1 protein-coding gene is annotated in these 1,330 nt (G+C 74.1%); it reads left to right on the forward strand.

Annotation, left to right across the window (positions count from 1 at the left end; translation table 11 throughout):
* Positions 1–612: 612 nt before the first annotated feature.
* Positions 613–1,257: a bifunctional DNA primase/polymerase gene (locus ACRX5S_RS32590; protein ID WP_436776788.1), complete on the forward strand. Its 645-nt coding sequence runs from the start codon at positions 613–615 to the stop codon at positions 1,255–1,257.
* The last annotated feature ends 73 nt before the right edge of the window (positions 1,258–1,330 follow it).

The raw sequence follows: 1,330 nt of genomic DNA on the forward strand, positions 1-1,330 counted from the left end.
CGGGCGGCGGGCGGCGGGCGGCGGGCGGCGGGCGGCGGAGAGTGGCGCTTCCGGTGGGAGCGGTTGCGGCGGCGATTGCGGTGGGCCGTGCGCGGCGCAGCGCAGCGGCGCATGGCCGGAGCGCACCGCACACCGCACACCCACACGGCACACGGCACACGACTGCGGCACACGACTGCCGCTCCCGGGTGCGGCATACGGGTGCGAGTGGGTGGCGAGCGACGCCGGTACGGCGGGCGGCGGGCGGCGGCGCTTCCGGTGGGAGCAGTTGCGGCGCACAGGCGCCGGCTCATGAGTCGGCCGCGGCGGTCGGCGCGTGAGCGTACGGCCGTATGTGCTCGGGGCATTGCTCAGGTGCGGCCCCGCGACCCCACGACCTGCGCGGAAGCGTACGGCCGTATGTGCTCGGGGCATTGCTCAGGTGCGGCCCCGCGACAACCCCGCGACCGACGCGGAAGCGTACGGCCGTATGTGCTCGGAGTGTTGCTCGGGTGCGGCCCCGCGACACCCCGCGGCCGGCGGCGGGCCTCCCGTTCGGGTGAGATTCGGGGTGGGGGGTCGATAACGCTCTTGTGCGCAGTAACCAACCCTTCGCCCGGGAGTTGTGAAGGCGTGGAAGAGATCCTTGGAGCCCGGAAGCTGGCCCGCGACACGCTCGTTGAGACAGCCGTCCGGTATGCGGAGGACCGCCACTGGGACGTGGTGCCGGGTACATCGGTCCAGAACGGCGCCGACGGCAGGCGTTGCAGCTGCGGCCACCCCGCGTGCAGTGCGCCGGGGGCGCACCCGCTGCACCGCGACTGGGCCGCGCAGGCCGCCAGCGGGCCGGCGATGATCCGGCGCTGGTGGTCGGAGTACCCGGACTCGGCGATCCTGTTGCCGACCGGGCGGGTTTTCGAGGTGATCGACGTACCGGAACCGGCCGGCTGCCTCGCGCTGGCCCGCCTCGAACGCCTGGGCCTCGCCGTGGGACCCGTCATCGCGACGTCCACGCGGCGCATGCAGTTCTTCGTGCTCCCCGGTGCGCGCGACAAGATGCCGGAAATGCTCCGCCGGGCAGGGTGGGGTTCGAGCGCGATCGACCTGGTGTGCCGGGGCGACGGCGACTACGTGGTGGCGCCGCCGTCGCAGATGGGGCCGAGCGGGACGGCCACGTGGGCTCGGGAGCCCACGGAGGCCAACCGCTGGCTACCCGAGGCCCGGGAGCTGGTGAGTCCGATCGCCTACGCCTGCGGACGCGCGATGGTCGAGGCGTGACACGGCGGTTCGGACGGACCCTCACCGCCCGGACCGCCAACTGCCGGGGGGCCGACCGATATTCGGTCGGGGC

The organism is Yinghuangia sp. YIM S09857 (assembly GCF_051388915.1).
GTDB lineage: Bacteria > Actinomycetota > Actinomycetes > Streptomycetales > Streptomycetaceae > Yinghuangia.